This window comes from Leisingera sp. CC-HEC096 (genome assembly GCF_059429235.1).
The window spans coordinates 25,697-49,498 of record NZ_JCAIJS010000005.1; the positions used below are offsets into that span (position 1 = coordinate 25,697).

General features: G+C 60.3%; 24 protein-coding genes. 13 read left to right on the plus strand and 11 right to left on the minus strand.

The annotated features are described in order from the left end of the window. Genes AC5STI_RS20280 through AC5STI_RS20300 form a run of 5 tightly spaced genes read right to left on the minus strand, consistent with a single transcriptional unit; the run spans nt 1 to nt 5,319 of the window. Nucleotides 1-591, minus strand: a complete 591-nt coding sequence (locus AC5STI_RS20280) for an acyltransferase (RefSeq protein ID WP_495448068.1) — start codon at nt 589-591, stop codon at nt 1-3. Continuing rightward, nucleotides 592-1,554: a glycosyltransferase family 2 protein gene (locus tag AC5STI_RS20285; protein WP_495448069.1), complete on the minus strand. Its 963-nt coding sequence runs from the start codon at nt 1,552-1,554 to the stop codon at nt 592-594. Continuing rightward, a complete protein-coding gene (locus tag AC5STI_RS20290) occupies nt 1,551-2,951 on the minus strand; it encodes an O-antigen ligase family protein (protein ID WP_495448070.1) in 1,401 nt (466 codons plus the stop codon). The genes AC5STI_RS20285 and AC5STI_RS20290 overlap by 4 nt, the downstream gene beginning before the upstream one ends. After that, nucleotides 2,948-4,045 (minus strand): acyltransferase family protein, encoded by a 1,098-nt coding sequence (locus AC5STI_RS20295; RefSeq protein ID WP_495448071.1) that lies wholly within the window; start codon nt 4,043-4,045, stop codon nt 2,948-2,950. The genes AC5STI_RS20290 and AC5STI_RS20295 overlap by 4 nt, the downstream gene beginning before the upstream one ends. Continuing rightward, a complete protein-coding gene (locus AC5STI_RS20300; RefSeq protein WP_495448072.1) occupies nt 4,042-5,319 on the minus strand; it encodes a right-handed parallel beta-helix repeat-containing protein in 1,278 nt (425 codons plus the stop codon). The genes AC5STI_RS20295 and AC5STI_RS20300 overlap by 4 nt, the downstream gene beginning before the upstream one ends. Nucleotides 5,320-5,451: 132 nt before the next feature. Between AC5STI_RS20300 and AC5STI_RS20305 the strand changes: the two genes are divergently transcribed. After that, a complete protein-coding gene (locus AC5STI_RS20305) occupies nt 5,452-5,958 on the plus strand; it encodes an acyltransferase (RefSeq protein ID WP_495448073.1) in 507 nt (168 codons plus the stop codon). 75 nt (nt 5,959-6,033) lie between these two features. Further along, complete coding sequence (locus AC5STI_RS20310; RefSeq protein WP_495448074.1) at nt 6,034-6,660, plus strand: SGNH/GDSL hydrolase family protein; 627 nt, start codon at nt 6,034-6,036, stop codon at nt 6,658-6,660. A 4-nt stretch (nt 6,661-6,664) separates the two neighbouring features. Here the strand turns inward: AC5STI_RS20310 and AC5STI_RS20315 are convergent, their stop codons facing one another. The 3 genes from AC5STI_RS20315 to AC5STI_RS20325 all read right to left on the minus strand — a co-directional run bounded on the left by AC5STI_RS20315 (nt 6,665) and on the right by AC5STI_RS20325 (nt 10,388). Beyond that, nucleotides 6,665-7,909, minus strand: coding sequence for a glycosyltransferase family 4 protein (locus AC5STI_RS20315; protein WP_495448075.1), 1,245 nt, complete (start codon nt 7,907-7,909; stop codon nt 6,665-6,667). Further along, nucleotides 7,906-9,201, minus strand: coding sequence for a nucleotide sugar dehydrogenase (locus AC5STI_RS20320; protein ID WP_495448076.1), 1,296 nt, complete (start codon nt 9,199-9,201; stop codon nt 7,906-7,908). The genes AC5STI_RS20315 and AC5STI_RS20320 overlap by 4 nt, the downstream gene beginning before the upstream one ends. A gap of 326 nt (nt 9,202-9,527) precedes the next feature. Further along, complete coding sequence (locus tag AC5STI_RS20325) at nt 9,528-10,388, minus strand: glycosyltransferase family 2 protein (RefSeq protein WP_495448077.1); 861 nt, start codon at nt 10,386-10,388, stop codon at nt 9,528-9,530. A gap of 265 nt (nt 10,389-10,653) precedes the next feature. On the opposite strand from AC5STI_RS20325, the gene AC5STI_RS20330 reads away from it, so the two are divergent. Next, entirely contained in the window at nt 10,654-10,800 is a 147-nt protein-coding gene (locus AC5STI_RS20330; protein WP_495448078.1) for a hypothetical protein, read from the plus strand. Nucleotides 10,801-11,677: 877 nt separating this feature from the next. On the opposite strand, the gene AC5STI_RS20335 is transcribed toward AC5STI_RS20330, so the two are convergent. Then, nucleotides 11,678-12,346 carry a hypothetical protein gene (locus tag AC5STI_RS20335; protein ID WP_495448080.1) on the minus strand — a complete coding sequence of 223 codons (669 nt, stop codon included), beginning with the start codon at nt 12,344-12,346 and terminating at the stop codon, nt 11,678-11,680. A 131-nt stretch (nt 12,347-12,477) separates the two neighbouring features. Here AC5STI_RS20335 and AC5STI_RS20340 point away from each other — a divergent pair, with 131 nt between their 5' ends. Next, complete coding sequence (locus tag AC5STI_RS20340; RefSeq protein WP_495448081.1) at nt 12,478-13,401, plus strand: LysR family transcriptional regulator; 924 nt, start codon at nt 12,478-12,480, stop codon at nt 13,399-13,401. Nucleotides 13,402-13,436: 35 nt separating this feature from the next. Here the strand turns inward: AC5STI_RS20340 and AC5STI_RS20345 are convergent, their stop codons facing one another. Together AC5STI_RS20345 and AC5STI_RS20350 are read right to left on the minus strand one after the other, a co-directional pair. Then, nucleotides 13,437-14,123 carry a VPLPA-CTERM sorting domain-containing protein gene (locus AC5STI_RS20345; protein WP_495448082.1) on the minus strand — a complete coding sequence of 229 codons (687 nt, stop codon included), beginning with the start codon at nt 14,121-14,123 and terminating at the stop codon, nt 13,437-13,439. A 155-nt stretch (nt 14,124-14,278) separates the two neighbouring features. After that, nucleotides 14,279-15,712: a mannose-1-phosphate guanylyltransferase/mannose-6-phosphate isomerase gene (locus AC5STI_RS20350; RefSeq protein WP_495448083.1), complete on the minus strand. Its 1,434-nt coding sequence runs from the start codon at nt 15,710-15,712 to the stop codon at nt 14,279-14,281. 455 nt (nt 15,713-16,167) lie between these two features. Here AC5STI_RS20350 and AC5STI_RS20355 point away from each other — a divergent pair, with 455 nt between their 5' ends. The 9 genes from AC5STI_RS20355 to rfbB form a co-directional block, all read left to right on the plus strand. Further along, the gene (locus tag AC5STI_RS20355) at nt 16,168-17,172 is read left to right on the plus strand and encodes a replication initiator protein A (RefSeq protein WP_495448084.1); all 1,005 of its coding nucleotides are present in this window, start codon (nt 16,168-16,170) and stop codon (nt 17,170-17,172) included. Between the two features lie 427 nt (nt 17,173-17,599). After that, nucleotides 17,600-18,652 carry a replication initiator protein A gene (locus AC5STI_RS20360; RefSeq protein ID WP_495448085.1) on the plus strand — a complete coding sequence of 351 codons (1,053 nt, stop codon included), beginning with the start codon at nt 17,600-17,602 and terminating at the stop codon, nt 18,650-18,652. Between the two features lie 375 nt (nt 18,653-19,027). After that, nucleotides 19,028-19,702: a division plane positioning ATPase MipZ gene (locus tag AC5STI_RS20365; protein ID WP_495448086.1), complete on the plus strand. Its 675-nt coding sequence runs from the start codon at nt 19,028-19,030 to the stop codon at nt 19,700-19,702. Next, nucleotides 19,702-20,025, plus strand: a complete 324-nt coding sequence (locus tag AC5STI_RS20370) for a hypothetical protein (RefSeq protein WP_495448087.1) — start codon at nt 19,702-19,704, stop codon at nt 20,023-20,025. The genes AC5STI_RS20365 and AC5STI_RS20370 overlap by 1 nt, the downstream gene beginning before the upstream one ends. A 326-nt stretch (nt 20,026-20,351) precedes the next feature. Continuing rightward, nucleotides 20,352-20,864: a hypothetical protein gene (locus tag AC5STI_RS20375; RefSeq protein ID WP_495448088.1), complete on the plus strand. Its 513-nt coding sequence runs from the start codon at nt 20,352-20,354 to the stop codon at nt 20,862-20,864. 463 nt (nt 20,865-21,327) lie between these two features. After that, nucleotides 21,328-21,984, plus strand: coding sequence for a metallophosphoesterase (locus tag AC5STI_RS20380; protein ID WP_495448089.1), 657 nt, complete (start codon nt 21,328-21,330; stop codon nt 21,982-21,984). Further along, nucleotides 21,981-22,178, plus strand: a complete 198-nt coding sequence (locus tag AC5STI_RS20385) for a hypothetical protein (protein WP_495448090.1) — start codon at nt 21,981-21,983, stop codon at nt 22,176-22,178. The genes AC5STI_RS20380 and AC5STI_RS20385 overlap by 4 nt, the downstream gene beginning before the upstream one ends. Nucleotides 22,179-22,204: 26 nt before the next feature. Next, nucleotides 22,205-22,759 carry a dTDP-4-dehydrorhamnose 3,5-epimerase gene (rfbC, locus tag AC5STI_RS20390; RefSeq protein ID WP_495448091.1) on the plus strand — a complete coding sequence of 185 codons (555 nt, stop codon included), beginning with the start codon at nt 22,205-22,207 and terminating at the stop codon, nt 22,757-22,759. A gap of 3 nt (nt 22,760-22,762) precedes the next feature. Beyond that, on the plus strand, nt 22,763-23,802 hold a 1,040-nt coding region (gene rfbB / locus AC5STI_RS20395; protein ID WP_495448092.1), incomplete at its 3' end, for a dTDP-glucose 4,6-dehydratase.

Here is a 23,802-nt window from a genome sequence, read left to right on the forward strand (position 1 = left end):
TCAGCCGTCGGCGGCAGCAGACTCTGCCGCTGCCAGCTGACGCCGGCTGACGGCCCGGGCCGGCGCACCGGCAATCACCGCATTGTCGGGAAAACTGCCGCGCACGACCGAATGCGCCCCCACGATCACTCCGCGCCCCAGCCGGGTGCCGGCCAGCAGGATCGCGCCGCGCCCGATCCAGCAGTCAGGGCCGATGACAATGTCTGCCTCGTCCATCGCCTGGGCGGTGACCGGTGCGCCGTCGTTGTAGCGGTAGGTGCTGGCGGTCACCATCACGTCAGGCGCAAACAGGGCATCCTCCCCGATCACCACTCGCGCGCTGCCCGGCCCGGCCCAGATCCTGCAATCTGCCCCCAAGGTTACCCGGGCGCCGATTTCAATGTTCCGGCCGTTGGCGAAACTGGCTGTGGGCGAGATGTTGGCGGAACGCGCCACCTGTGCTTTGCGCAGCTCCTGCAGGTGGGAATAGTTATAGTAGTTGACGACCTTGACCAGATGCGCCCAGGCGCGGGGATCGCAGACCGATCCCAGAAGCCTCAGGAAACGCTGCGCCCGGCTGCGGCGCATCTTGTGAACAGCTTCTTTATGCATTCAGTACCCCTGCAGCCAGTCCCGCCGCGCCGCCCAGATCCCGGCCCATTTCTGTGCCGCTTCCGTCTTGCGGCCGGTCAGTTTCGCCACGGCGCCCGCCGCCAGCGCCCGGCTGCCGGCCCAGGCCGCCAGCGTTGCCCGCCCGAACGGCACCTGCCAGGCCGGCCAGTGGTCCTGCATCAGGGTCATCCGCCCCTTGGCGCTGAGCACGTATTTGCGGGCTTGGGTCTTAGAGGCGGCCCCGACCAAATGCATGATCTGAGCCTGCGGGGTGATCATCGGGCGGTAGCCGAGGGCGCGGGCCCGCAGGCAGAGATCGGCCTCCTCGCCATACATGAAGTATTTCAGGTCAAAGCCGCCCAGCCGGTTCCAGAGCGCGCGCGGAATCATGAAAAAGCAGCCGACGACAATGTCGACCTCGCGCACGCTGTCGCGCTGCCAGTCGCCGATACCTTCACTGTTGAAAAACCGGCTGCTGGAGAAGACCGACGACAGTCCGGTGGCCTTGCAGAAAGCCGACCAAGGGGTGATCCGCATCCAGCAGGACGCGATGTTGAGAGATCCGTCCGGGAACACCGTGCGCCCGCCGGTGATGCCCGCCTGCGGATGCGCCCTGGAAAACGCCAGCAGGTTGTCGACGGCGCCCTCGTGGCATTCGGTATCCGGGTTCAGCAGCAGCAGCCACTCGGTGCGGGCCTGCGCGGCCACCAGGTTGTTGGCCTTGGCAAAGCCAAGGTTTTCCTTGGAGGCGATGAGTTCCACCTGCGGAAAGGCTTCGGCGATGGCCTCGGCAGAGCCGTCCTGCGAGGCATTGTCGAAAACCACGGTGTGAAACCGGGTCCGCCGGGTGGTGGTATAAAGCGTCTCCAGCGCCTTCAGCGTCAGATCGCGGGTGTTGTAGCTGACAATGATGACCGTCAGCTCGGGCACGCCCGTCGGTACGGGGGAAGTCTCGATGGTCATATACTTGTCCTGCTGTATGTCGGGTCGGCGCGGCCCAGGCGCGTCTTCCGGCCTACCCTGTCGCCGGAAGGGAAACGGGTAAAGGGCAGTTGGCGGGGTGCCTGCGCGGCCGGTTCAGCTTCTTCCGACGCTGCGGTCGGACCGGTATCCGCCAGCCAGAAACCTGCTCCGAACAGGAGCATGAAGAACATCTGGATCTCCCCCCAGAGCGCCACTGTCGAGGCGCTCATGCACAGGCCAATCAGAGCCAGCGTCCAGCTCAGCCGCATGCGATCCAGTTCATGGTCGCCAAGCAGCGCCGGCTTGTTCACCGCAAAAAAAGCATAAAGCAACGCGGCGACCAGCAGAATCAATGCGGGCAAACCGTGAACCATCGCCATAAGGAGCCAGTGGTTGTCCACGCTTGCCAGCATCCAATGCGGCCGGGGCCAGTAGTTGTAGCCGTTTCCGAAAATCGGTGTCCGCAGCACTTGAGCGCCGCCATATTCCCAGATCAGGGTCCGGTAGTAGGCGGTTCCGGAGTTGAACGCCAGTCGCCCGCTAACCGCGGCAAAGGCGCTCTTGTTCGACAGCAGCTCCAGCAGAGCATAAATTACGCCGCCCGAAATCAGCAGCACCCGCCAGGGCGGCCCGACCCGCGCGGCGGCCCGGTGCATGAGGAAGGTTCCGGCCTGCAGGACAACCGAAAGCACCGCGCCGCTGGAGACCGACAGAAACGTGGCAGCAAAGATAAGCACCGTGCCCCAGGCACGCCGCGCAGCTGGCAAGCGTGCAGCAAGGCCGTGCCAGAAGGGCATCAGGATCAGGGCGCCCATCAGCCCGTAGTGGATCGGGTGGACAAAGACGAACTGCGCCCGAAACAGGCCCAAACGGGGCTCGTAGTTATTGAACGCAAAAGAGTTGAACGGGGTATAGTCGCTGATCAGTCGCAGGATGACCGGATCATCGCGCAGCGCCTCGTAAAGCGTGAAGGGCACACTGAGCATCGAGGCACCCGCCCAGAACAGAACGAAGGATATAAAGTCCTGCCGGTTCAGAACAAGCAGGCGCCCGGCCAGGTAGACGGCAAAGGTCGAAAGCGTCTGCTGGCCGGTAAAAGCCACGAAACGTTCCGGATTGTTCATCAGGATCGTCAGCGCCTGCCAGAACACATAAAAGCTGAACAGCAGATCCGGTGTACGCCAGCGCACCACGCCGGCCAGGAACTGCTGCAAGAGAAAGGGGAACAAGGCGATCATCAGAAGCAGGGAGGGCGTCAGCCGGATGCCCGCTACCTCAAAGGAGAGCGGGGTCAGCAGCGCAATGATGATCAGCCTGACCAGCCTGCTGCGGGCAGCGGCGCTGATCGGTTTGGCCTGTTTGGAAGCCGTGTTGCGGGCGGAAGCGATGTCAGTCATGTGTTTTCGGGAACAGGACTTTCGGAAACCGCTTGCGGCCCGGCATGACCTGTCAGGCGTTTGCGGAGCGGAACCAGCGGACGCTCAAGAAAATAGTAAACCATTGCGGCCCAGAACAGCGACAGGCCCAATGTCCCGCCGAAGAACAGCGCATAGCTGCTGTCAAAGAGCCCATAGCTCTTGAACAGGTAGATCACAACGTAGTGGCAGATATAGAACGTATAGGACATGATCCCGAGCCAGCGCACCCAGCCCCAGTTCAGCGGCCGGAAGACCAGCAGGTCCGGCCGGGTCACCGCGTAGTAAAACACTGGCATGAGGGCGAGCCCCTGCAGTGAATAGCGCAGTGTCGACCGAAATGCCGGATCCCGCAGCGCCAGTGTTGTCAGCGTCACCAGCAGGGCTGCGCCAAGCCAGACCGCCCGCGCCCGCGCGGTTTGCGTAAACAGCTGTCCGGCACGCCCTTGCGCCATCAGGAGCGCCAGCAGGCAGCCGTAAAGCAGGCTGTCAAAGCGGGTATCTGTCAGGGAATAAATGATCCATTCGCTATCGCCCCAAAAATAGAAGCGGACGCCGCGCCAGGCCGGGATGGCCACAAGAACCGCGGCAACAAATCCCAGCCCCAGCTTGCCCCGTGCAATGGCGAGAAACAGCACCGGCCAGACCAAGTAGAAGTGCTCCTCAACTGAGAGAGACCATAGTATGCTGGTGCCCTCGACGCTGCTGCCGCCGCTGCCGTAGACATGAAAGTAGTTGAAATAGAAAAAGATCTGGCTAGTGAAAGTCTGGATATCCAGATCGCCCGGCACCCGGCCTGCCAGCACCAGAAGGGTGCCGACCGCCAGCGTCGCGGCCAAAGGCGGCAGCAGACGCAGGATCCGGCGGGCAAAAAACGCCGGAAAGGAAATGGAGCCGAAGCGCTCGTATTCCCGCACCAGCAGCGAGGTGATCAGAAAGCCGGAGAGGAAAAAGAAAATCGTCACCCCATAGCCGCCTGGGATGCCGGGAAGCAGCCGGACGTGGCCGGAGAAGACGATGGCAATCGCGATTGCGCGAAACCCGTCTAGCGACGGTATGAGGCCACTCTTGTTCATTCTTCCGGCTCCAGTTGCGGCGCGCCGATGCCGCGCCCAGCAGCCGGGCCGCCCCGCCGGTAGCGGAAAGAGGCGAGGTCCCGCGGATCTCCTTTGCGGGCGTTCTCAAAAACCAGATCGTAGAACCCGGGCCTAGCCAGTCCGGCATCTTGGATAGCCAGATTGCTCTGCAGTGTCCAATCCGGCCCCTGCGGGTCAGGAAACCGGTAGGCAATATTGCCCTCGATCCGAACATTGCGGCTGGCAGGCGCCACATTGATCCGGGGAGAGGCGAGCTGCTCGGAGAACTTCTCTCCTTCTGAGCGGCGGTTGCGGATCAGAGTGTTGTTGCGAATAGTCAGCCCGTCGGTCTCGCCAATAGTGATGCCGTGCAGGTGGGCGTTTATGATGACGTTATTTTCGACCAAGATATCGCGAAAGAACATTTCCGGGCCATCCAAGCCTTTGTCGACCCGGTCATTGCGGAAGAAGATGGATTGGGTATAGAGCCCATGGCCGGAATTGAAGATATTGTTGCGGATCGTCACCCCCACCGAGGGCTTTTCCGTATTGGTAGAAAAGAGTTGAATGAAATCAGCGTGATCATCCGATGAGGCAGAGCGGTCGAAGTCGCGGAAAACATTGTCTTCAATCAATACATCGCGCACCTGCGCCAGATTCATCCCATCCTTGCGCAGGCTGTGCACATCGTTGCCCGCGAACACGACATCGCCGCTGCGCAGAATCGTCACCCCAAGCCAGAACCCCCGCAGCTCGCTGTTGAGGATGCGAAGCCCCATGATGTCCTCCGCAAGCAGGGCACGGCCGCTGGGGAAACCATCATCCGCAGGGGCGCCGCTCCGGTAGATGTCGCCGTCGAACAAGACGTTGTCAAAGCTCACGTTCCGGGACTGGTAAAGCCGGAACGGCGACGCCCATAGCGGCGCATCGCCGCCAGGGAAAACGTAATCAATAACCAGCTGATGAAACGCCACGCCAGTGCTGCCGACGACTGTCAGCTTGGTCAGACGCGGCCGGTTCTTAGCATCCGCTGCCGTCAGTGTCAGAGGGCCTTCGATATCCTTGATCAGAACGCTGTCATAGACAGCCGGCAGCAGGCGGATTGTCCACGGGCCGCCCGCGGAGGCACGCATCTTAACAAGAGCTGCGGCCAAGGCTTCGGAGGATCCGACAGTCACCTCTTTTGCCTGAACAGGCAGTGCCAAGAGCAGAACGGCGGCAAAGTGCCAAGCAGAAAAGAATATTTTTAACTGCTCCCTAAGAACCCGGAACATCACTCTTCCCCGCTTGACCTCTCAAAAAGATCCTGCAATGCATCTACATTAAAATTTCCGGCTGCCGCCAAAATCACATGCTTGTGCGTAAACGTTAAACTGCCACCCGCGTATAGTGGAATAGTCATACCCATGCCAGATCAAGTTGCAGCCCCCCCTCAAAAAGCACGGCGGCGCGGGCTGAACCGCATCGCAGGTTTCAGGAATCTGTTGGTCGGCCTGCGGCGGCAGGTACTGGTTCGCCTCTGGGGCATGGATCTGCATCCGACGATGCAGATGTCTCTTTCCGCCAAGCTCGACCGGACCTTCCCGATCGGTGTGCATGTAGGCGAGAATTCTTATGTCGCTTTCGAGGCACGCATCCTGACTCATGACCGGACACGCGGCCTGTATCTGCACACGCGCGTCGGCAAGAACTGCTTCATCGGCGGACGCTCGATGATCCTGCCCGGGGTGGAGATCGGCGACAACAGTATCGTCGCGGCCGGGGCCATCGTGACCAAATCAGTGCCACCCAACAGCATCGCTGCCGGCAACCCGGCCCGCATCGTGCGCACGGGCATCGAAGTCGGCCCTTACGGGCGCTATCTCAGTGCCGATGAAACCGAAAGCCGCCTGGCCGAAGCCGGTCTGACCTGAGCTATGCGCAGGGCTTGGCTCGCCTGCGGCGCGGCGCTCCTGGCCCTTGGAGCGACACTCTGGATGGCGCGCCCAGTGCCTGCGCCCCAGGACCGTCCTGCCGCGCTGAGCCTGCCCGACGGCCGCCCGCTCAGGATCACCTTGCTGGGCACCAGCCTGTCGCATGAAGAGATCTGGCCGGACAGCCTGCACCAGGCGCTTCAGGCCCGCCTGAACCAGCAAGTCGACCTCAGCATCCTGGCCCGGCCCGGTGCCGGGTCGCGCTGGGGCCAGGACCAGACCCGGCGGGCGGCGGAAGGCGCGCCCGACTGGGTGTTCATTGAATTTGCCATCAATGATGCCGACATCCGCGACGGCCTAAGCCTGGCCGACGCGCGCCGCAGCCATGCGGCGCTGGTGCAGGACCTGCGGGCTCTGCAGCCACAAGCGGATATCGTGCTGCTGACGATGAGCCCGGCTCAGGGCCTGCGCGGCCTGCTGCGGCCGCGGCTCGGGGCGCATTACCGCCAGTACCGCGAGCTGGCCGCAGCCCTGGACCTTGGGCTGGTGGATCTCTATCCGCGCTGGCTGGCCCTGCCGCGGGCGGCGCGGGGGCTGCAAGCGGACGGCCTGCACCCGGATCAGCAGACCGCCGCGGACCTGATTGTGCCCACGCTGGCAGACTATCTGCTGCAGAATGCGGGCCGGGAGCCGCCCGGCTGACGGCTTACTTTTCCATCACCCGCTTGTAGGCCGCGATCAGCGTGTCCGCCTGATAGGCCCAGCTCAGCTCGGATTCGATGCGCTGGCGGCCGATCCGCCCCATCTCGGCACATCGCTCGGGATCCTGAAGCAGCGCGGCGATCTTGGAGGCCATGTCGGCGCTATCGTTGGGGGCGGCATAAAGCGAAGCCTCTTGCGCCGAATAGCGCCCCTCGGTCACATCGAACTGCACAATCGGTTTGGAAAACGCCATGTATTCCAGGATCTTGTTCATGGTCGATTTGTCGTTCATCGGATTCACCCGGTCCGGGTTCACGCAGACATCCGCAGAGGACAGCACCGAGAACAGATCCTCGTCCGGAGCCCGCCCGGTGAAGGTGACATGACTGTCCAGCCCCAGCGCCCGGGCCTGCTCCTGCAGTGCCGCCAGCGCCGGGCCGCCGCCGACAAAGACGAACTGGGTATCCTGCTTGTGCTCAAAGATCAGGATGCGCGCCGCCTCCAGCATCAGGTCGATGCCTTCCTGGTCGCCCATCACCCCGACATAGCCGACCATATGACGGCGTCCGTTGCGCCACTTCGGATCCGGATCCATCAGCCTGATCTTGTCGAGGTTCGGCCCGGAGCGCACCACAAAGACATCCTCGGGCTCCTTACCGCCGCGGGTCAGAGCGATCTCACGGTAGGAATTATTGGTGGAGATCACCGTCTGCGCCGCCTTGAAGGTGCGCCGCTCCAGGAACAGCATTAACCGCCAAAAGAAATCGCGGCGGCCGAACTTGGCCTCATACAGCTCCGGGTTGATGTCGTGGTGGTCGAAGATGAACCGCACGCCCTTGAACCATTTGTAGGGCAGCGCCACCAGGAACAGCAGGTCGGGTGGGTTGCAGGCCTGCACGGTGTCGAACCCGTGCCGCCGCCAGACCCTCCAGGACAGGCGAAACTGGTGCCACAGGGCGGCGGAGTATTCCACCAAGTAGCCGGCCGCCCCTTTTGCGTCCAGCGGCAAGGAATGGCGGTAGATATGGATGCCTTCCAGCTCCTCGTATGCGCTTTCATAACCCTTGCCGGTAGGGCAGATCACTGCCACTTCCGCTCCGGCGGCGCGCAGGGTCAGGCATTCATGCCAGACCCGCCGGTCAAAGGGCAGCGGAAGGTTTTCCACCAATATCAGGATCTTGCGTCCCGCCAGCGTGCGTTCATCAGCCAGCCGGGAGAACACATCCGAGGCGTGCAAAACGTCCTTCATGCCGCCTCACCGCTCTTGCGGACCCCCGACAGCTTCGACAGATCGGCGATTTCGGTGCCTGCAGGCAGATCCAGCAGCTTGACGGTTGCGTTGGTGGCCATCACCCGGGCAAAGGATCCGCTTTCGGCCTCGGCCTTGGTGACCAGCAAGCGCTTCAGCTGTGGCAGTTGGCTGAAGGCATAGCCCAAGTTGGCGCCGACCAGCTTGCGGGCATCGACCGCCGGGTCGAAGATCCGCACGTCGTAACCGGCGGCCAGCAGCTTGCGAGCCAGGTCCACATTTGGGCTTTCGCGCAGGTCATCGGTGTCAGCCTTGAAGGCGAGACCCGCGATCAGCACCGAAGCCCCCGGCGCCAGCCCTTCGGCGGCATGCAGGAACAGCCGGTGCTTATGCGCCTCGTTCGAGCGCAGCAAGCTGTCGATCAGATGGGTGCTGGCGCCGATGTCTCCGGCGATATGCTGCAGGGCGCGCACATCCTTCGGCAGGCAGGAGCCACCGAAGGCGCCGCCGGGGCGCAGGTAGTAGGGCGAGACATTGAGCTTTGTGTCGGAGACGAAGATCTTGTGGACATCTGCAGGCGGAATGCCCAGATCGAGGCAGATTCGGCCCAGCTCATTGGCATAGGCAACCTTGACTGCATGCCAGGTGTTGTCAGCGAATTTGGTGAACTCCGCGGTGCGGAAGCCGACGTGGAAGACCGGCGCTTCGATATTGGCATGCAGCCGGTCCATATTGGCGCTGGGTTCGCCGTCGCGAGTGCCCACCACGATCTTCGGCGGGGCAAAATAGTCTTCCACCGCCGAGCCTTCGCGCAAGAATTCCGGATTGTATACGATTTCCACCGCTTTGTGCCATTCCGCACCAAGCCGGTCCTCGAAAATCGGCATGACGATGTCCTCGACGGTTCCGGGCCGGAAGGTGGAGCGGAAGGCAACCGTCAGCGGCTTGGCGCGGCCGGCCGGGACTGCTTGGGCGATCTGCTGCGTGACGTCGATGATATAGCGCATGTCATGCGCGCCGTCGGGACCAGAAGGAGTGCCAACACAGACGATGGCAATGTCGGCGTCCTCCAGGCTGCTGCCGATCCCGGTAGAGGCGGTCAGGGTTCCGGCGGCCAGCGCTTCGGCCATCATCTGTTCGATTTTCGGTTCGATGATCGGAGGGCGCCCCTCCAGGAGGGCCGTCACCTTGTCCTGGCTTACATCAATCCCGGTGACCTGATGCCCTTCCATCGCGATGCAGCACGCTGCCGTCAAACCCACATAGCCGATGCCGAAAATTGCAATTTTCATGCGACCAAAATCCTTAACTATCGAACTTCCAATACCGGTCCACTAACAGAGCAGCAGCCAGGTTAACATGACAACATGGCCGTCCTGGATCATTCCTAACCTGCATGGCCAAAATTTCCGCACTGAACCAATCCAGATAAGTGCCTTTTCAGGGATGCCGCCGTCGATTTCAAGGCCGACAGGTCAAAGAGATTCTAAGAGAGACGTGCACACGACATAGGAGATTACAGCGGTAAAGTCCAAATAGGACCCCAGAGCACGCTCCATTGGCAATGTTCCGCCGTCTCAGGCCTGTGCGGCGCGGCTTTCCGAAACCCGGCCCAGGTTCAGCGGCTGCCCGTCCAGGCCTGCGCCAGCATCCACGCCATTCTTTGCATTCGGAGTCTGAAAAGGGTCTGCAAGGCCGCCCGGCGCTCGGCCGCTCCCCGCAGTGCGGGATGGCGGATGACGCGCGGCATGTGGATCAAAGCACTTCCTGGCATCATCAAGGATGCCAAAGCCCATCTAAGGCGCGCCAGCGGCCCGTTTCCATTCAGACAGAATTTTTCTTCTGTCATGCGCTTCCACTTCCGCCGCAATGCATCCCAGTCCTGCCGCGAGGGATGTGCCACGCGCAGGCTGTCCTCATAAACCAGGCCATAGCCTTTGGCGGCCGCCCGGCGGCACCATTCGAGATCTTCAGACACGCCGGCCACGAAAGGTCCGATTGCCTCAAATACGTCCCTCCGGGTCAGCAGGTTGGCGGTGACGGAGAAATTCTCTTCCTCGACATAGCGGCGGTTGTGGAAAGCAAAGACCGTTTCAAAGGCCTCTGCGCCCGACCGTGGCGCCGGGGTTTCGTCAAACACTGTCACCGCGCCGCCGATGATATCGCCGCGGTCCGCAACCGCGAGGGCGGAGGCAAGCCAGTCCGCTGCCGGCACGCAATCGCAATCCAGGAAGAACAGACGCGGAGCCCTCGTTTCGGCCACCCCGCGGTTGCGGGCTTCAGCCGCCCCCTTGCGCGGCTCGTGGACGATGCGCAATTCCGGCCATGCTGCGCGAAGGGAGGACAGATCTTCGGTCGAAGCATTGTCGACCACAAGCAGTTCAACCCCGGGCACAAGCTGCGGCATCAAGGCGTTCAGGCAGCGCGTGAGGCGTCGCAGGTCATTAAAGTGCGGGATAATAATTGCAGCGTCGAACATTTAACTACTGAATTTGGTCAGAAGAACGTCGTGGCATCTTTGCCGCAAGACACCGGCAATGTCACCCGTTGAAGTGGCTCCGGGCGCTCAAGCCAGCAAACAGGTTTTGGAACAGCCAAGCACGGGTCACCCCAGGAAATCCATAATTTTAACATAACTATGTTTATATGTTAAAGATTCGCTCACAGGTGGATTCACATTCTGAAATGTCCACTTAAGAACCACCAGACACTCTTGAGCATTGGTCTCCGAGGCCGCGGAAAGTATGCGCGCGAAAACACAGTCGTCCGAAGAACTCCAGATCGAGAAACTGCGGGCAAACGAGACATCGGTTCAAACGGCGATCCTGCGCGATTTAGAGCGTGGCGGCATGGAAAACGAACCGGCAGCAGAGGCGGAGATTGAGCGATGATGAGCTTCCTGAAGCGGGCCGAAACCGGCCAGTACCGCGCTGCCATGCCATGCCATTCGCGTGGCATGGCATGGCACAGCTCTGCCACAACCCCTGCCACGGGCCATTTTGGGGCCTCTGGACCCCTTAAAAATACGGGTTCACAGGGTGCTGCCACCCCCAATTTGAAAAAATGCCAATTTTGCCAATTAAATCAGCGCCTTGCGCTGATTTGCAGCTTGCTGCGTTATGTGTGGACCTTCTATGAGGCCCGCAGGGCCGAATTGAACGTTGCTCGCCCGGGCCAGCAACGTGGGCCGAGCCAAAGCCCGCCTACGGAGCGGCGCAAAGCGCCTCAGTTTTCCTCCGAGGCTCAGAAACCACCGACTGCCCTTCCGGCCCTCCTTGCTCCTGTCAGTGCCTCCGCGGGAGACTGGCCCAGCTCCGGCAGCTTCTGCCCGGAAGAGACTACTGAAGTCCGGAAAACCTGGCCTTTGCTCTGGCTTCCCCCCAAGTCGGCTGGAACTTCGCCGCGCGGGAAAGTGAGCGGGTTGCTATCGATGCCTTTGAACGCTTACGGCAGGGAAACCAGCCCGCTGCCCCGGCCTGTAGTCGGCATGGAACCGGATGGCAGCATTTCTGATCTCGGACGCCGGATCTCACGTTCTGCTGGGGTGGATACCTCACCCTGCGCGGGAGGGTTCTTTTGGTTGGTTGAGCGTGCGCCGATGAGAAGTCATACGGAGCAAGACTGCACGAACTGCACCTCGCTAGATAAGGCCCCGAAGATAATAAGACCTTCCGAGAATCTATTATTTAAACTTAAAAGTGTATTTAATAGCTCACCCTCAAGGAGAGGGTGGAGCTAGGAAGTAAAAGAACCGCGAATTATTGAAATTCAATTCAATAATGTTTCTGCGCGCATCCGCCATGTCTTATTGTTTTCGATTGCCGCTGCCACGCCTTTCACTATGGAAGGCAAACGGGCAGGGTTTCGAACCGAAGCGTCGCACATCGGGAGACGCTCTTCAGTCAAATCATCTTGGGAAAACCCTGCGGACACCAGCATGACCGGCACTTCCGGCACTTCGGCACGGAAATCCATCAGATCGTCTGACAGTTCCAGAATCCCCCCAAGGCTGTCGACATCCAGCACCGCCATCGACCAGATCTCCGGCTGCCCGCGCAAGACGCCAAGTGCCTCGTCAAGGTCTGTAACCAAGTGCACCTCGCCGCCCTGCTTCGTGATATGACCCGCGAGACGGCGGCCTTCCACCAAGCTGGAAGAGATTACAATAAAGGGAAGATCAAGCTTCAAGCTGTTGACCGAAAAACGTTGTGCAACTTCCGAGTCCAAGTGCTCCCAAAGGGACAGAGGTCTGTCTGCGCGGCGCTGTTCCTCCTCCGGCCCCCTGAAAGGCAGTGCTTCATCAGGAAGCGAAACGTCCCTCAAGTGGAACTCATCATCTCCTGATCGCAGCAGCGGTAACGCGGATTCCACTACGCATTTTAATTTCTCAAATATCTCTTGGGACAAGCTGTGCAGATTTGTGCTGCGGTCAGACACATCTCACTCCCCTAAAAAATCTTTACGAAGGTTACTAAATTTTTAACTACACACCTTCCTCCAGGTAGTAAAACGAATTATCTCGCTGCATGTGAACAATGATGTTGCTGGATAAACATTGCGTATGATTTATGGACACTGATGTCGTGAAGACCTTTCTGGAAGTGGCTTCGGCGGGCAGCTTCGGGCATGCTGCAGCGCGTCTGAACATCGCTCAGACAACCGTCAGCGCCAGGATCAGGAAGCTTGAAGATACTCTTGGAAAGCAGCTTCTGGTCAGAAGCAAGGCCGGTGCGAAACTCACCCGCTCAGGGGAGCAGTTCCTGCGCCTGGCCCCCGCATTTGTTCAGCTTGGGGAGCGTATGCTCTCCGATCTCTCAGTGCCGGAAGGGTGTGCCTTCAGCTTGTCCCTTGGCGGAGAAGTCAGCCTGGCCTCCACCTGGATGCCCCCCTGGATCAGCCTGTTGCGGCGCGAGATGGCTGATACGGCGCTCCGCATCAAGATTGATATTCCTGCGGACTTAATCAACCGCTTCTCGGAAGGCTCGATTGATGCTGCCCTGATGCATGCCCCGCCGGAGAGGGATGGCTTACGGTCGGACCTGGTGGCTGAGGAGCGTTTGCTGCTCGTGACGACGGATCCCGCAATCCGCTCCGTCACAGACCCGCGGTTTGTGTATGTAGACTGGGGGGAAACCTTCACAGCGTCCTTCCGGAGCAGCTACCCGGAGTTCCAAGGCACCCCGCTTAGCTTTGACCATGGCCTCCTCGCTTTTGATTACGTTCTCGCAAATGGCGGGGCGGTCTATGTCAAGTTGAACTCTGCGCGCGCTGCTCTTGAAACAGGGCGGATCCGCATTGTTGAGGAAGCCGTTAAGTTTTCACATCCGGTATACATCATCCGCCCCGCCGATATCGCCAACCCTGCTTTGGACAAGGCGGCCGGATTGCTCCGGGAAGTCTGCAAATGGCACAATCTCCACCTGCCCGAGCCCATCGGGAACTTTCTGCCCGCGGATGCAAAAGCTCGTTCCTACGCAGCTCAAAAAACTTAGGGCCTGGTGCCAATCAGCCTCCCCCCCGATGCGGATCAGGCCGCACGGGCCATCCGCCGGCGGAACAAAGCCAGGGCCCCAAGGCCGAAAGCAAGCAGCAGGCCCGCTGCCGGAAGCGGCACCGCAGACACCTGAGGCGCCAGCAGCAGTTTGTCACTGCCAGCTCCGGCATTGACTTGCTGAAACCGCAATCCTGCATCAAGTGTGCCACTCGCGAAAGCATTCTGAAATGCAGCTTCCAGCGCCGCTGCGTCTCCAAACCCTCCGGGGGCCAGTGCAAACGCAAAGGAATCCTGCCGGCCCTCTGGCAAAGCCTTCTTTGGATTGCCGCCCAGGAAATTGGAGTTGTCAGCAAACGCCAGGTCCAAGGATCCGAAAGGGTTGAACGCAGCGTTCAGCAGTGTTTCGTCCAGGAAAGAACCGGACGTAAAAGTTCCGGCAAACGCCACCCCGGGCAACAGGTCGAACCCGAACCCGGTAAGCTTCCCTCTCGTCGCACCGGCCCCGAAGCTGATCATGCCAGTGGTGTTCCTGACAATCGCACTGACCCGAACTGCCCCCCCGGCGTCGCTGAATGTCATATCCACCTCCCCCGCAGCTCCGGAGGCGAGGGAATTGGATGAAATACTCGAGCTGTCGAATTTCAGTGACAACGCGCTTGCAGAGGCGGCCGTCACTGCGCTGAGAGCAGTTGTCGCGAGAAAGATTTTGAAAAGCTTCATGTTTACGAACCAAAAGTTGAGCGCTGCCCCAGGTCAACTAAGGATAGAACGCCTTATTGCTCTCTTCCACTTTTTACCGATCCTCTCACGAGGTGGGATCATGCTGAAGCCATGAAGAAATGCCACCGGTGGTGCAAACCCTGACAAGCCCCGGATTACTCCCGCGCATAAACATCTTCGTAGCGCACGATGTCATCTTCGCCTAGATAGGCCCCAGTCTGTACTTCGATCAGCACCATCGGTACCTTGCCCGGATTCTCCATCCGGTGAACAGCACCAAGAGGTACATAGACGCTTTCGTTTTCGGTTACCAGTTTCACCTCGTCGTTCACTGTTATCTTTGCGGTGCCCTTCACCACGATCCAGTGCTCAGAGCGGTGCAGATGGCTTTGCAGCGACAGCGCCGCACCGGGATGCACCTGGATCCGTTTGACCTGGAAACGGTCACTCACAACCAGGCTCTCGAACCAGCCCCAAGGGCGGTGGTCCTTGGGAAACTGGGTGGCCTGGGCGGCGCCCTTTTGCTTCAGCACGGCAACGGCCTTTTTTACATCCTGGACGCGGGACCTGTCGGCAACCAGCACCGCGTCGTTCATTGCCACCGCGATGATACCCTCCAGCCCGATGCCGACAATTTCCAACTGCTCGCTGTCCGACCGCAGAAGCGTGTCGCGGCAGTCGATTGCGGTGGCGCCAGCGGCGGCGACAACACCCTGTGCATCCGGCCCGCTTTCACGCCAGACCGCGTCCCAGCCGCCAAGATCTGACCAGGCCGCATCAAAGGGCACCACCGAGAGGTTCTCCGCCTTTTCCATCACCGCATAGTCGATGGAGATGTCTTCGGCCCGGCCCCAAGGCTCCGGCGCCAGGCGCAGGAAGCCGAGGTCGGGCCTGGCTTCATCCAGCGCCGCCTGCACCGGCGCCATCAGCGCTGGCGCATAGGCCTTGAAGGCTGCCAGGATATCAGAAGCCCGGAACAGGAAGATGCCGGCATTCCATTTGAAATTCCCGGACGCCAGCATGTCGGCGGCGCGGGCGGCGTCCGGTTTTTCCACAAATTTCTTAAGCGGCACGGCGGCGTCCCCTGCCCCCACTGCGGCAGCAAGCTCCAGATAGCCATAGCCGGTCTCGGCATGGGTGGGTGTGATCCCGAAGGTCACCAGTTGGCCCCGGGCCACTGCCTCAAGACCGCGCGCGACAGCTGCATGGAAGGCCGTGGTGTCCGGCACAACATGGTCCGACGGTGCCACCAGCAGCACCGCATTCTCATCTTCGGCATGGGCCCGCAGCGCGGCTGCCAGCACTGCGGGTGCGGTATTACGCCCTTCCGGTTCGATCAGGATGGCGCCCGGATCGATACCTGCCGCCTGCAGTTGTTCTGTCACGATGAAGCGGAAACCGGAATTGGTCAGCACCATCGGTGCAGCAAACCGCAGGCTGTCCGATGCACCGGACAAGCGGCGGGCGGTGGCCTGAAACAGGGTTTCTTCGCCCATGATGGGCGCAAATTGTTTGGGGTAGCTCTTGCGCGACAAGGGCCACAAACGGGTTCCAGAACCTCCGCACAGGAGGACGGGCGTAATCAACATGATTAAAGCACTCGATCAAAGGTCGGTTGCAGCCCGGTCCTAGAGAATGACCCTGCCACTGGCAAGCCTGGGGGTGATTTCTTCGCAAAGATTTCACGCGCTGGTTCATCACTCGGTGCCAGAAAGCCTGGTGGGATGCAGGAATGGCCGGGCTGTAGCCGCGGCCCGGCAAGAGTTATCCACAGGCTCGAACCATTTCTGGGTGTTAAATAGGTGTTAGAGTCTGTGTTACGGGTTTGGAAACGCCCTCTAAAACTTTGCAGGGAAACAACAAATTTTCAGGTCGGGTGTGTGATAACACGTTGGATGGTGTGTGATAACACGTTAGGTGGTGTGTGATAACACGTTGGGTGGGTGATAACACGTCCCCTCTTGACTCGGTGTGTGATAACACGTTTTGTGCCGGTATGGTGGGTGATAACACGTTAGCAAAATCTCCATTGCTGCCTGACCGCATGCGTCAGGGAGATTTCTTTGTGTGCGATATCTTCGATGCCGCGCCCAAGGGCGACATGGCCTCAATGGAACACCCGATCTTTTCGATTTCGACAAAACCAGACAAGAATATCCGGCGGTTCGAGAACGGGCGCAATTTTGTCGAGGTGACGCCCTCGGTGAAGGGGCTGGCAACAGTGCATGACCGGGATGTGCTGATCTTCTGCATTTCCCAGATCATGGCTGCGCTGAACGAGGGCCAGGAGGTGGGTCAGACCCTGCGGTTTCGGGCGCATGACCTGCTCAAGGCGACCAATCGGGGGATGGATGGGCGCGGCTATGAGCAGCTGCGGGCTGCCTTCGAGCGGCTGAGCGGCACTAGGATCGAGACCAATATCACCACCGGCAATGTGGAGGTCCTGGACGGCTTCGGCTTGATTGAACGCTACCGCATCGTGCGTGAGACCCGCGAAGGGCGCATGCAGGAGGTGGAAGTGAAGCTGTCGGACTGGGTCTACAACGCGATCCAGCATCGCGAGGTGCTGACCCTGCACCGTGACTATTTCCGGCTGCGCAAGCCTTTGGAGCGGCGGCTTTATGAGATAGCCCGCAAGCATTGCGGCATGCAGGCGAGCTGGCGCATCGGGCTGGAAAAGCTGAAGTACAAATGCGGCTCGAACTCCACCTCCAAGGAATTCAAGCGCTTGCTCGGCAAAATCGTTGAGGAGAACAAGGCGTTTCACCACCTCCCAGATTACGACGTGGACATCGATGGCGACCTGGTGGTGTTCACCTCCCGCATTTCGCTTTTGAATCTGGCGGGCGGGGCAGGCGAGGACAGTATTCCGCCGCTGCAGCCTGAAACCTATGATGCGGCGCGGCATAGTGCTCCCGGCTGGGACGTGCGCTTCATCGAGCATGAATGGCGGGGCTGGTGCGCCAAGGAGGAGATCGAGCCGAAGCGTCCGGACGCGCATTTTCTGAAATTCTGTCTCAGCTGGTTTGAAAAGCGCGGCAGTCCTTGAAATCCTGCAGCCGGGCTGGCGCCGCCAGATGGCGCGCGGCTTTTCTGGCTAGATGGAAGAGTTCTCCAATACTTCCCATTATTCGCGGTCCTGCCTGACAGGCGTGGCGGAAAGCAGCAGAGTGGAAAAGTTATCCACAGGATGTGAAGCCGTTGTAGGTGTTAAATAGTGTTAAATAGGTGTTACGACTTTTCTTTGCCCTTCAACGCTCTGAATCCAAGGTTAAATTCAGAGCACTCTGTGTGTGAAATATCGAAAGAGCGTGTGTGAAATATCGAAAGAGCGTGTGTGAAATATCGAAACGTGCCTGCCTGTGTGTGAAATGTCGAAACGCTCTTGCCCGTGTGTGAAATATCGAAGTATGGTGCCGGTGTTTAAAGATAGAACTTTTCATTGAGATCAGTGGTTTGTTCCAGAGGTGTATTTTATGGATCAGAGCGGCAACCGCCCTCCCCTTCTGCCGGATCGGCACCCCACGCAGGATTTTTTTGTCTGCGATATTTTCGACGCCGTCCCCAAGGGGGACATGGCCTCAATGGAGCATCCGGTTTTTTCGCTTTCCACCAAACCTGACCGCCGCCAGCGCCGCTATGAGCTGAAGGACCGTTTTGTCGAGATCACCCCTTCCGTTCTGGGACTGGCTACAATCCATGACCGAGATATTTTGATCTACTGCATCAGCCAGCTGATTGCGGCGGCTAACGAAGGCCGTGAGATTACATCGAAAGTGCGTTTCAAGGCTTATGACCTGCTGACCGCGACCAACCGTATGACCAATGGCCAGGGATATGAGGGACTGAAGGCGGCGCTGGAACGGCTGCGCGGCACCACCATCAGCACCAACATCATCACCGGCGGCGAGGAGCAGCTGGATGTGTTTGGCCTGATCGACAGGGCCAAGATCCTCCGGCAGACGCGCGACGGGCGGATGCAGGAAGTCGAAGTTGAACTGTCGGACTGGGTGTTCAACGCGATCCGCTCCAATGAGGTGCTGACCCTGCACCGGGATTATTTTCGCTTGCGCAAACCCCTGGAGCGGCGGATCTACGAGCTGGCGCGCAAGCATTGCGGTGCCAAGGGCGAGTGGAGGATCGGTCTGGAGCTGCTGCAAAAAAAATGCGGCTCCAGTTCCTCGGCCCGGGAGTTCAAGCGCCTGGTGCTGGGTATAGCTAACGCTGATGCCGAATTCAGCCACATGCCAGATTATGCAATCCGCCTCGACGGCGCGCAGGTGGTGTTTGTCAACAAGGGTACCATGCACGGGCGCAGCGAACTTGTTGCCTCCCCTGCCCCGGGCGTATCTCTGCCCGCGGCCGCCTACGAGGACGCTAGGCAGGCCGCACCGGGATGGGATGTTTACTTCCTGGAACAGGCATGGCGCGACTGGATGGACAATGGCGGGTTAGAGCCTCCCAAAAATGCAGGCAAGGCTTTCACCGGATTTTGCCGCAACTGGTTCGCAAAACGCGGGCACCCCTAGGGAACGGCGGATTTATGGTACCAGTTAGATATCTGGTAGCTAGCGCGTATCTCGAAGGTACCACCTCTAAAAGCAGCAGATCTGCCCTCGCTGGATGTGTGGGCCCTGGACGTGGCAAGCAGTAGTAATAGCTGCTGGGCATCAAGGGCCTTCCCATCTGCCTGAGAGCGTCAGCCTGAAGCCCCAGGTAAACTACATCAGATAGCTACTAGAATTCTTTTTGGTACTATTATGATCCCAAGCCGCCTGTACGCTCCCGCATGATCTGCAGCAAATAGTACCAACTAGATATCTGTTAGCTTTCGGATACCAATAAAATATCTATAGATATCTGTCCGCTATCTGGTACTCTGAAAAAAAAGAGGCGGAGCAGACATGCCGATTATTTCATTTGCAAACCCCAAGGGCGGGGCGGGTAAAACCACGACAGCCCTGATACTGGCCACCCAGCTGGCGGAAAACGGCGCCAGCGTCACCCTCATCGATGCCGACCCCGAGCGCTGGATTTCGCAATGGGGGGCGCTGCCTGGTAAGCCGGACAGCATCACCATCATTGGCGGTGTGACCGAGGAAAGCATCGTCGACCAGATTGAGGAGGCTTCGGCCCGGGCGCAATTTGTCATCGTCGATCTGGAGGGTACCGCCAGCCTGATGGTGGCCAATGCCATCGGGATGTCGGACCTGGTGCTGATCCCGGCGCAGGGCTCGTCGATGGATGCGAGGGGAGGGGCCAAGACCATCCGGCTGATCAGCAACCAGGCCAAGATGGCACGGCGCGCCATTCCCCATTGCGTGGTGCTCACCCGCACCAGCGCCGCGGTACGCTCGCGGGCGCTGAAGAACGTGCAGGAGCAGCTGGCAGCCAATGGCATCGAGGTCTGCCGGGTGCCGATCGTCGAGCGTGCCGCCTACCGCGATCTGTTCGACTACGGCGGCACCCTGGCTGACCTTGACCCCGCCCAGGTCAGCAATGTCGAAAAGGCCCGCATCAACGCGCGCGAATTTGCCGGCGAAGTGGTGGCCCGGCTGAAGCAGGAGGTGCCCGCCTGATGAGCAAGTCCCGTGCAGACCTCGGTTTCGGCGATGCCCTGGGCGACCTGAGCAGCTTCACCCCGAAACCGAAAACCGCCCCCAGGGCGGATACCGCCAGGGCAGCGGCAGAGGCGACCGGTTTTCAGAGCCGAGAACCCAAACCTGCGGCCGCAGCCCCGAAGCAGCCGCGCCGCCGCCGCACCGGCCGCAACGCCCAGTTCAACATTAAGGCGCGGCCGGAAACGATCGAAGCCTTCTACAAGGTGGCTGATGAAAACGGCTGGGGCCTGGGCGAGACCCTGGAACATGCGGTGGCGCTGCTGGAAAAGGAATACCTCTGACAGGGCAGGGGGGACGGGACCGTGCAGACCACCGGCCTGTCCCCGCATCGCCCTGACCGGTACAGCAGATTGCCTGCCGCAGGCTCTTTGGCAGAGACCCGCAGCCTTACAGCTTAAAGCCGCGGGGCGGTCTCAGCCCGTGTTCATACGGTCCGCACGCAGCAACCTTGATTGAGAAAAACTGCGGAAAAGGTTAGTGCAATTTATCTATCTTGCACAATAAAATATTGATAAAGCGCGCATTTTCGCCACATCCTCAACCCGGTCCGTCCGCAACCTTTTTTTAATCAGTCTCCAACGCCGCCTTTCGCTTTGGAGATATGACCATGCTGGCACTGAACATCGCATCTTCGGCAATAGCCCTGCTGGGGCGCACCCGTTCCGTCATTGGCAAGGCGGCCAAAGCCGCTGCAACTGCGGGCCTGGCATTGGCGGTTCTGCAGCCGCAGGCGGCCGCAGCGCAGCAGACCTATGTCGTGGGCAGCGACCACGGCGGCTTCCTGCATGAGCGGCTGATCGAGCTGAGAAAGCTGCAGCACAGCGGCGTGCGGGTCGAGATACGCGGCCAAGTTTGTTATTCCACCTGCACTATGTTCCTCGGCCTGCCGGGCGCCTGCGTTGATCCCGATACCACATTCGGCTTTCACGGTCCTTCGCGTAATGGCCAGCGCTTGGCAAAAAAGGATTTCGACTATTTTAGCCGAGTGATTGCAAATCATTATCCGGAACCCCTGCGGGCTTGGTTCCTGGCAGAGGGACGAAATCGGATTTCAGGGATCCACAAGGTGAAGGGCAGCAGAATTATTGATATGGGAGTGCCCGCATGCCGCGCCGCATGAGTGCGCTTGTTCGCCCCAGTACGGACAATCATGAGCAGGCAAATTGTTTCTGAGCCAGCTCGGTCACCTCCACAGCCATAACTTATCCAAACGGTCAGATCCAAGAAATGGGGGCTGAACAATCACGATGACCTTGGTGCAAAAGGATTTCGGCTATTTAGCCGGGTGATGGCTGACTGCTAAGCCGAGCTGCTGAGGGTTTACTTCATCGCGGAGGCCCGCAACCCGACTATCCGCCTCCACAAGATCATGGGCGGCCGTAGTGATAGGGGTATGCTTGCCCCATTGCGGGCATGTTGTTATCACGTCCCTGACTGTAAATGCCCTGGCGCGTGGCTCCACGTCGGGGCTTACTGCATCCAGCAGGCCACCGGGAGAGCTGTTCATCGTGTTGTCATCCTTGTTCCAGTGGGCCGGGTGGCGCGCTCCCTTTCCGGACCCTGCTCCCGACGCGCCGCTTTGCGTGATCGGGGATGTGCATGGCTGCTTTGCGCTGCTGGAACAGATGCTGGCAAAGGTTCCGCAGGATCATCGGACCATTCTGGCCGGGGACTATATCGACCGGGGCGGGCAGAGCGCCCAAGTCCTGCGCCATCTGAGCGAGCAACCGGGCCTGACCTGCCTGAAGGGCAATCACGAAGACATGCTGCTCCGCTTCCTGGCGGATCCCGCCCGCGAGGGCGGGCGCTGGATTATGCATGGCGGGCTGCAGACCTTGGCCTCCTTCGGCATCCGCGGCGCCCGGCCGCAGATGACCGGGGAGGAACTGCGCGATTGCCGTGACCGGCTGCGGCAGGCGATGGGAGAGACGCTGATTGCTTGGGTGGCTGGGCTGCAGGCCTCGGTGCTGTCGGGTAATGTGCTGACAACCCACGCCGGAGCTGACCCGTATGCAGCGCCGGCCGGGCAACCGGAAGACGTTCATGTCTGGGGGCATCCGGACTTCCTCCGCACCCCGCGGCGGGACGGGATCTGGGTGGTGCATGGCCACACTGTCGTCAGGGAGGCTGCAGCTCAGAAGGGTCGGATTGCAATCGATACAGGGGCTTACGCCACTGGCAGGCTGTCAGCGGTCTGCCTGGCAGGGGGGGCGCCGCGATTCATGACTGTCCACGCATGACCAAGCTGCAAAACCGCAACGCTTTGCAGCAGGAAATGGAGCCTTTCGATGCTTTCTGTTGCCCGAACCTGCAGGTTGTATCTGCATGGGTTTTGGGCGGTCTGCTTGAGTTTTCGATGCAATCGTGCATGTGGATGCTCACAACGGTTTTCAGCGTTTCAAAAATAAACTATCTGCTGGTCCCGGTATTTTAGATGATGTTTTAGACAAGGTTATTGCCGTGCAGATAGAAGAAACCGGACTGCCGGGGCTGAAAGTGCTGACGCCTGCCCGCTTTGGCGATGCCCGCGGCTTTTTCAGCGAAAGCTGGAACCGGCGGCGGATGCAGGACGCGGGCCTTGATCTGGATTTCGTGCAGGACAACCATTCGCTGTCGGTGCAGGCGGGCACCCTGCGCGGCCTGCATTTCCAGGCGCCTCCCGCTGCCCAGGACAAGCTGGTGCGCTGCGGCCGCGGCGCGCTGTTCGATGTGGCGGTGGATATCCGCAAGGGCTCGCCCGCCTATGGGAAATGGTTCGGGATTGAGCTGACGGCGGAGAACGGCAAGCAGCTGCTGGTGCCCAAGGGGTTCCTGCACGGCTTCCTCACCCGGGTGCCGGAGACCGAGGTGATCTACAAATGCACCGATTATTATGCGCTGGAGTGCGACGGCGCGGTGGCCTGGGACAGCTGCGGCATCGACTGGGGATTTGAGGGCAGCCCCATCCTGTCGGAGAAGGACGCCGCGGCGCCTGCCCTGGCGGATTTCGACAGCCCGTTCAGCTGGGAGGGATAAGCGATGAAGCTGCTGGTCACAGGCGGGGCGGGGTTCATCGGCTCTGCGGTGGTGCGGCTGGCGGTCGCCCGCGGCCATCAGGTGGTGAACCTGGATGCGCTGACCTATGCCGCCTGCCTGGACAATGTGGCCAGCGTGGCGGAAAGCCCGGCCTATGCCTTTGAGCAGGCCGATATCCGCGACCGGGCCGCATTAGACACTGTTTTTGCCCGCCACCGCCCGGATGCGGTGATGCATCTGGCCGCCGAAAGCCATGTCGACCGCTCGATCGACGGGCCGGGCGATTTCATCGAAACCAATATCACCGGCACCTATCAGATGCTGGAAGCGGCGCGGAAATACTGGGAACAGGCGGGCAGGCCGGAGGGGTTCCGTTTCCATCACATCTCAACGGACGAGGTCTATGGCAGCCTGCCTGCGGACCCGGCGGTGATGTTTACTGAGGAGACGGCATACGATCCGCGCTCGCCCTATTCGGCCTCCAAGGCCGCCAGCGACCATCTGGTCCGGGCCTGGCACGAGACCTACGGGCTGCCGGTGGTGCTGACCAACTGCTCCAACAACTACGGGCCCTATCACTTCCCGGAAAAGCTGATCCCGGTGGTGATCCTGAACGCGCTGGCGGGCAAGCCGCTGCCCCTCTACGGCGACGGCTCCAACGTGCGCGACTGGCTCTATGTGGAGGATCATGCGGATGCGCTGCTCTTGGTGGTGCAAAAGGGCGAACTGGGGCGGTCCTACAACATCGGGGGCGAAAACGAGCGCACCAATCTGGAGCTGGTGCAGACGCTCTGCGCCATTCTGGATGAAAGGCGGCCGCGCGCGGATGGGAAGCCTTACAAGGACCAGATCACCTTTGTGACCGACCGCCCGGGCCATGACGCGCGTTATGCGATCGACCCCTCCCGCATCCGGCAGGAGCTGGGCTGGCGGCCCTCGGTGACGGTGGAGGAGGGGCTGGAGAAGACGGTGCAATGGTATCTGGACAACGAGAGCTGGTGGCGCGCGCTGCAGAACCGAGACGGTGTCGGCCAGCGGCTGGG

What these genes read in the sequence shown, in the direction of transcription:
- AC5STI_RS20280 (WP_495448068.1), bottom strand. Translation starts at nt 591, where the DNA reads ATGCATAAAGAAGCTGTTCACAAGATGCGCCGCAGCCGGGCGCAGCGT.
- AC5STI_RS20285 (WP_495448069.1), bottom strand. Translation starts at nt 1,554, where the DNA reads ATGACCATCGAGACTTCCCCCGTACCGACGGGCGTGCCCGAGCTGACG.
- AC5STI_RS20290 (WP_495448070.1), bottom strand. Translation starts at nt 2,951, where the DNA reads ATGACTGACATCGCTTCCGCCCGCAACACGGCTTCCAAACAGGCCAAA.
- AC5STI_RS20295 (WP_495448071.1), bottom strand. Translation starts at nt 4,045, where the DNA reads ATGAACAAGAGTGGCCTCATACCGTCGCTAGACGGGTTTCGCGCAATC.
- AC5STI_RS20300 (WP_495448072.1), bottom strand. Translation starts at nt 5,319, where the DNA reads ATGTTCCGGGTTCTTAGGGAGCAGTTAAAAATATTCTTTTCTGCTTGG.
- AC5STI_RS20305 (WP_495448073.1), top strand. Translation starts at nt 5,452, where the DNA reads ATGCCAGATCAAGTTGCAGCCCCCCCTCAAAAAGCACGGCGGCGCGGG.
- AC5STI_RS20315 (WP_495448075.1), bottom strand. Translation starts at nt 7,909, where the DNA reads ATGAAGGACGTTTTGCACGCCTCGGATGTGTTCTCCCGGCTGGCTGAT.
- AC5STI_RS20320 (WP_495448076.1), bottom strand. Translation starts at nt 9,201, where the DNA reads ATGAAAATTGCAATTTTCGGCATCGGCTATGTGGGTTTGACGGCAGCG.
- AC5STI_RS20325 (WP_495448077.1), bottom strand. Translation starts at nt 10,388, where the DNA reads ATGTTCGACGCTGCAATTATTATCCCGCACTTTAATGACCTGCGACGC.
- AC5STI_RS20330 (WP_495448078.1), top strand. Translation starts at nt 10,654, where the DNA reads ATGCGCGCGAAAACACAGTCGTCCGAAGAACTCCAGATCGAGAAACTG.
- AC5STI_RS20340 (WP_495448081.1), top strand. Translation starts at nt 12,478, where the DNA reads ATGGACACTGATGTCGTGAAGACCTTTCTGGAAGTGGCTTCGGCGGGC.
- AC5STI_RS20345 (WP_495448082.1), bottom strand. Translation starts at nt 14,123, where the DNA reads ATGAAGCTTTTCAAAATCTTTCTCGCGACAACTGCTCTCAGCGCAGTG.
- AC5STI_RS20350 (WP_495448083.1), bottom strand. Translation starts at nt 15,712, where the DNA reads ATGTTGATTACGCCCGTCCTCCTGTGCGGAGGTTCTGGAACCCGTTTG.
- AC5STI_RS20355 (WP_495448084.1), top strand. Translation starts at nt 16,168, where the DNA reads ATGCGTCAGGGAGATTTCTTTGTGTGCGATATCTTCGATGCCGCGCCC.
- AC5STI_RS20360 (WP_495448085.1), top strand. Translation starts at nt 17,600, where the DNA reads ATGGATCAGAGCGGCAACCGCCCTCCCCTTCTGCCGGATCGGCACCCC.
- AC5STI_RS20365 (WP_495448086.1), top strand. Translation starts at nt 19,028, where the DNA reads ATGCCGATTATTTCATTTGCAAACCCCAAGGGCGGGGCGGGTAAAACC.
- AC5STI_RS20370 (WP_495448087.1), top strand. Translation starts at nt 19,702, where the DNA reads ATGAGCAAGTCCCGTGCAGACCTCGGTTTCGGCGATGCCCTGGGCGAC.
- AC5STI_RS20375 (WP_495448088.1), top strand. Translation starts at nt 20,352, where the DNA reads ATGCTGGCACTGAACATCGCATCTTCGGCAATAGCCCTGCTGGGGCGC.
- AC5STI_RS20385 (WP_495448090.1), top strand. Translation starts at nt 21,981, where the DNA reads ATGACCAAGCTGCAAAACCGCAACGCTTTGCAGCAGGAAATGGAGCCT.